Here is a 5,349-nt window from a genome sequence, read left to right as displayed (position 1 = left end):
AAATAAAACAATTTAGGTAAAAATGCTATTTTTGGTTTAAAATTGATGATTTGGACAAGCATATAATAGACCTATTTATAAAAAATGCTATCGCTGAAGATTTAGGCGATGGAGATCATACTTCACTTTCTACCATTCCTGCCGGAGCTTTAGGCAAGGCAAAATTACTGATTAAAGAAGAAGGTGTGCTTGCAGGTGTGGAACTTGCGCTCGAAATATTTAATCAGGTAGACCAGGACTTAAAAATTGAGGTCTTCATAAAGGATGGTGCTCAGGTAAAATACGGAGATATCGCTTTTACTGTCGAAGGAAAAACACATTCTATACTACTGGCAGAAAGACTGGTGCTCAACTGTATGCAGCGAATGAGTGGTATAGCCACAAAAACCAACCGCGTTGTCCGGCTTTTGGAGCCCTATACTGCAAAAATACTCGATACCCGGAAAACCACACCAGGATTACGTTATCTGGAAAAATGGGCCGTAAAAATTGGCGGAGGTGTAAACCATCGGATTGGATTGTATGATATGATCCTGATCAAGGATAATCATGTAGACTATGCCGGCGGTATAGTAAATGCAATCCATGCTGCAAATGAATACCTGGAAAGAACCGGTAAAAAACTGGAAATTGAAATAGAGGTAAGAAATCTTCAGGAATTGGATCAAGTGTTGCAAACCGGAAATGTTAACCGCATCATGCTGGACAACTTTAGCTTTGATGATTTAAAAACAGCGGTTAACACGATAGGTCACAGATATACGACAGAAGCCTCTGGAGGCATCTTGGAAGAAAATATAACTCAATATGCAGAATGTGGTGTAGATTACATTTCTATGGGAGCACTTACGCATTCTGTTAAGAGTTTAGATATGAGTTTAAAAGCCTTTTAGAATATGATCTCTATCTATTCTATTTCAGCGGTGCTGATTGCCTATATTTTTGGTTCTATACCCACTGCAGTATGGCTTGGCCAGGCATTTTACGGAGTGGATGTACGTGAGTATGGAAGCGGGAATGCCGGAGCGACCAATACCTTCAGGGTTCTGGGTAAGAAAGCTGGTATAGCCGTTATGACTATAGACATACTGAAAGGATATACTGCTACTAAATTGGCGTATTTCATCGGTCTGTCTGTGACCGGACCACATAATTCTTCTCAGTTTATCAATTATGAACTTGCCCTGGGTGTAACCGCTGTTATGGGGCACTTATTTCCTGTTTTTGCAGGTTTTAGGGGAGGAAAGGGAGTTGCCACTCTTTTTGGAATGATTTTAGCAGTTAACTTTCCAGCAGCTTTACTTTGCGTTCTGGTCTTCGTTGTCGTCCTACTGGTTACCAAATACGTTTCGCTCAGTTCCATATGTGCAGGCTTTACTTTTCCGTTAGGGATTATATTTATATTCCATTCCAGCGTTAAATCAGAAGTATTGTACGGAATGTGTGTTTGCATACTTATCCTGGTTACACATCAAAAAAATCTGGAGCGACTCCTAAAAGGCAAGGAATCCAAAGTATATCTGTTTAAAAGGAAATAAATTATGAAGAAATTTCAACTCATAGGTGTTGCTGCAGTTGCAGTAATGGTTGCATATTCCTGCTCAACGGTACCACTTTCCGGACGTAACCGCTTAAGTTTTGTGAATGAAAGCGAAATGCAGACTGCCGCAGCGCAGAGCTACACTACGCTGCTGAAAGACCCTCAAACCAAGGTACTGAACAATGCAGACGCTGCAAGGGTAAAGCGGATCGGACAGAAAATTGCATCAGCGGTTACAAAATACATGACGGCTAATGGATATGCTGAACAAATACAGGGTTTCAACTGGGAATTTAACCTCATTGACAGTAAAGAATTAAACGCCTGGTGCATGCCAGGGGGAAAAGTGGCGGTATACTCGGGTATTTTGCCTGTTACCAAAGATGATGCAGGCCTGGCCACAGTAATGGGTCATGAGATTGCCCATGCGGTAGCCAGACATTCTTCAGAACGGGCCTCCAAAGCAGCGGTTGCTCAGGGTATAGGAGGTCTTTTGGGCGCAGCAACAGGAAACAGTTCCCAGGCTACCCAACAATTGATCAGCCAGGTTTATGGAGTTGGTGCACAAGGCTTTTATCTGCTTCCAAACTCCAGGACACAAGAACTAGAAGCAGACCATTTAGGCTTGATTTTTATGTCAATGGCGGGTTATAACCCTGCAAATGCAGTCAGTTTTTGGCAAAGAATGGCTTCCGCAGGCCAGAGTGGGCAGAAACCACCTGAGTTTCTAAGTACCCACCCAGCTGATGAAACCAGGATCGCTCAAATTCAAAGAGATTTGCCAGAGGCGCAACGCTATTTTAATTCGCCAACAGGTAAACCCAATAGATAAGCTGGGGAGAAAAATTTTCTAACATTAAAGGGCAGTTCAGCCCTTTAATGTTTCTATGATGGCTGAAGCCTTTAGTATACATTCTTCATATTCTTTTTCCGGAACAGAACTGTAAGTAATAGCTCCCCCCACCTGGAAAGATAAATATTGCTTTTCAGCCTGGTATAAAATACTTCTGATCACGACATTAAAGTCAAAATCTCCATCTGGGCTGATGTATCCGATGGAACCTGAATAAGCCCCTCTTTTGCAGCATTCCTGCTGCTCAATGAGCTCCATTGCGCTGATTTTTGGTGCGCCAGTCATAGAGCCCATTGGAAATGTATTTCTGATGGCATCGATAAAATGCAGGTCTGGTTGGAGTTTACAGGTAATAGTAGAGATCATCTGATGTACCTGCGGAAAGGAATAGATTCCAAACAACTCCTCTACTTTAACTGTTCCCGGAAGTGCGCTTTTAGTCAGATCGTTACGGACCAGGTCTACGATCATTACATTTTCTGTCTGTTCTTTCAGATCCTCCTTAAGCAGACTTTTAATTCTTTGATCTGCTTCGGGATGATTACTTCTGCGTGCAGTGCCTTTAATGGGCTGAGAAATCAGGGTCTGTCCCTTTTTAGATAAAAATCTTTCCGGACTGGCAGAAAGGATATATTGTTTCCCAATCTTAAAAAAGCCAGCAAACGGAGTAGGGGAGATTTTAATCAGTTTTTCATACACGGCAACAGGATCTATAGCGGCATGCTCTGCAAAAAATTCCTGGCAAAAGGTCACTTCATATATATTTCCCAGGTGGATATGACGCTGTAATTCTTCTATCTTTTCCAGGTAGACTTGTTTACTTATCCTGCTTTCAATTTTTCGTTCAAAAGAGGCTGTGGAAGGATGGAGTTCCTGTTGAAGGATTTGTTGTAAGATTTCCGGACTTCCCAAAAGTACCTCCGGCTGATGATCTTTAATCGCAATCAAATACTCAGGAACAAAAAAGAACAGATCTGGAAAATCCAGGGCATCCGGGTTTTCAGAATAAAGATTTTCAACCTCGTTCTTAAGATCATAGCCCAATAATCCAAACATCCAGTCCTGATGCTCTTCATAAAAATTCTTTAAACTATTAAATGCCACTCCGCTGGATGCGCGAAGTTGCCGTTTGGCGCCTGCTGCAATCAGCAGATCGAATTTCTGGTACTGATCTGTATAGCCATTGGAATCAAGTACACAGCAAACATCAAAGGAACTTGCCCATGCAAGCGCTTTCTGTTTAAATAAAAGATCTGGTCTCCTCATTGGTCGGCCAAAGTTAAAACAAAAAAAGGCACCACATAGACTGAACCCAAAAGTTTAAACGAATTTAAGATTAGTTTTTGAAATGGCGGGCTGGATATTGTATCGGGCTCATAATCCTTGCTTGCCGTAGGCCTCATAAAAGCCTAACCATAATCGAAGGTTCGAATGCTCAATACCCTTTGCTAAGGCTATTGATTTTAATGATCCTTTGCCCTCCAATACAGCTTCTACGCACTGAAGCCGAAATTCATAATTGTACTTTTTCTTTTAAACATAAAAATGCCCCCAATAAGTGTCTAACTTTTTGGGGGCAGTGCAACAGCGGTGCCTTGTTATATAAAATCTAATTTTTAGTTCAACTCTAAAGTTTGAACCCTGTCCGGACCTACTGAAAGGTATTTTACCGGTACTTCCAGTTCTTTTTCCAGGAAAGCAATGTATTCGTTCAGTTTTGCAGGGATCTCTTCGATCTTGCTCACTTTAGTCACATCGGTTTTCCATCCATCAATAGCCTTTAATACAGGCGTGGGCCTAACAGAAATGATATCATAAGGCATGTAGTCAATAGTTTCACCATTATGCTCATAATGTGTACAGGCATAGATGGTATCAAAACCATCCAAAACATCTGCTTTCATCATAATCAGTTCGGTCACCCCATTCAACATAATGGCGTATTTCAAGGCTGGAAGATCAATCCATCCGCAACGACGGGCACGACCCGTTGTTGCACCAAACTCGTGTCCAACCTGGCGTAAAGTTTCTCCAACTTCATTTTCCAGTTCCGTAGGGAAAGGACCACCTCCTACACGAGTACAGTATGCTTTAAAAATACCGTATACATTCCCGATTTTATTTGGAGCGATACCTAATCCTGTACATGCACCTGCAGTAGTGGTGTTAGAAGAGGTTACAAAAGGATAAGATCCGAAATCAACATCCAGTAAAGTACCCTGAGCACCTTCTGCCAAAACAGTTTTTCCTTCTTTTAGGTAACCATTCACAAAATGCTCACTGTCCACATGAGGGATAGATTTAATAAACTCAATAGCTTCGAAAAAAGCGGCTTCTTTTTCGGTAAGATCGTATTCAAAGTCATAGTGAGATAAAATTTCTTTATGTTTCTCCACCAATTTGTTGTAACGGTCTTTAAAATCAGGTAAAGTAGTATCCCCGATACGCAAACCATTACGCCCAGTTTTGTCCATATAGGTTGGGCCGATGCCTTTAAGAGTAGATCCAATCTTGTCTTTACCCATTTTCTGCTCATTTGCAGCATCCAGTAACTGGTGGGTTGGCAATATTAAATGTGCTTTGCGTGCAATAACCAGTTTGCCTTTTGCAACAGGATCGTGTCCGGCAGCTTTAAGGTTATCTAATTCTCTTTTTAAGATGATAGGGTCAATTACAACGCCATTACCAATCAAATTCATGGTTTTTTCATTGAAAATACCTGAAGGAATGGTATTTAAAACAAATTTTTTGCCATCAAATTCTAAAGTATGGCCGGCATTTGGTCCGCCTTGGAAACGAGCGATCAAATCATATTGTGGACTAAGAACGTCAACAATTTTACCTTTGCCCTCGTCGCCCCATTGCAGGCCAAGAAGCACATCTACTTGCGTCATTATTTTAATTTAAGAAAATATTATAATTGGATATTTATTAATTAGCATGTTCTGTTTCAGCC

General features: G+C 41.1%; 5 protein-coding genes and 1 pseudogene. 3 read left to right on the top strand and 3 right to left on the bottom strand.

What is annotated here, in order from left to right:
• Positions 1-50: 50 nt before the first annotated feature.
• The 3 genes from nadC to DBR11_RS12425 are packed head-to-tail and all read left to right on the top strand — an operon-like array spanning position 51 to position 2,372.
• Positions 51-893, top strand: coding sequence for a carboxylating nicotinate-nucleotide diphosphorylase (nadC, locus tag DBR11_RS12435; protein WP_108552990.1), 843 nt, complete (start codon positions 51-53; stop codon positions 891-893).
• Between the two features lie 3 nt (positions 894-896).
• Positions 897-1,538, top strand: a complete 642-nt coding sequence (gene plsY, locus DBR11_RS12430; protein WP_108552989.1) for a glycerol-3-phosphate 1-O-acyltransferase PlsY — start codon at positions 897-899, stop codon at positions 1,536-1,538.
• Positions 1,539-1,541: 3 nt separating this feature from the next.
• Positions 1,542-2,372: a M48 family metallopeptidase gene (locus DBR11_RS12425; protein WP_108552988.1), complete on the top strand. Its 831-nt coding sequence runs from the start codon at positions 1,542-1,544 to the stop codon at positions 2,370-2,372.
• Positions 2,373-2,408: 36 nt separating this feature from the next.
• On the opposite strand, the gene DBR11_RS12420 is transcribed toward DBR11_RS12425, so the two are convergent.
• The 3 genes and pseudogenes from DBR11_RS12420 to DBR11_RS12415 form a co-directional block, all read right to left on the bottom strand.
• Positions 2,409-3,659 (bottom strand): anthranilate synthase component I family protein, encoded by a 1,251-nt coding sequence (locus tag DBR11_RS12420; RefSeq protein ID WP_108552987.1) that lies wholly within the window; start codon positions 3,657-3,659, stop codon positions 2,409-2,411.
• A 108-nt stretch (positions 3,660-3,767) separates the two neighbouring features.
• A pseudogene (locus DBR11_RS30630) lies at positions 3,768-3,914 on the bottom strand (hypothetical protein); the annotation flags it as partial.
• 95 nt (positions 3,915-4,009) lie between these two features.
• On the bottom strand, positions 4,010-5,287 hold the full coding sequence (locus tag DBR11_RS12415; protein WP_108552986.1) for an adenylosuccinate synthase: 1,278 nt from the start codon (positions 5,285-5,287) through the stop codon (positions 4,010-4,012).
• Between the last annotated feature and the right edge of the window lie 62 nt (positions 5,288-5,349).

Origin of the sequence: Pedobacter sp. HMWF019 (genome assembly GCF_003061025.1) — a bacterium.
Lineage (GTDB): Bacteria > Bacteroidota > Bacteroidia > Sphingobacteriales > Sphingobacteriaceae > Pedobacter.
This window is presented reverse-complemented; position numbering and strand designations above follow the sequence as displayed.

Coding starts and splice junctions, on each gene's coding strand:
- plsY (WP_108552989.1), top strand. CDS start 897: ATGATCTCTATCTATTCTATTTCAGCGGTGCTGATTGCCTATATTTTT.
- DBR11_RS12420 (WP_108552987.1), bottom strand. CDS start 3,659: ATGAGGAGACCAGATCTTTTATTTAAACAGAAAGCGCTTGCATGGGCA.
- DBR11_RS12425 (WP_108552988.1), top strand. CDS start 1,542: ATGAAGAAATTTCAACTCATAGGTGTTGCTGCAGTTGCAGTAATGGTT.
- DBR11_RS12415 (WP_108552986.1), bottom strand. CDS start 5,287: ATGACGCAAGTAGATGTGCTTCTTGGCCTGCAATGGGGCGACGAGGGC.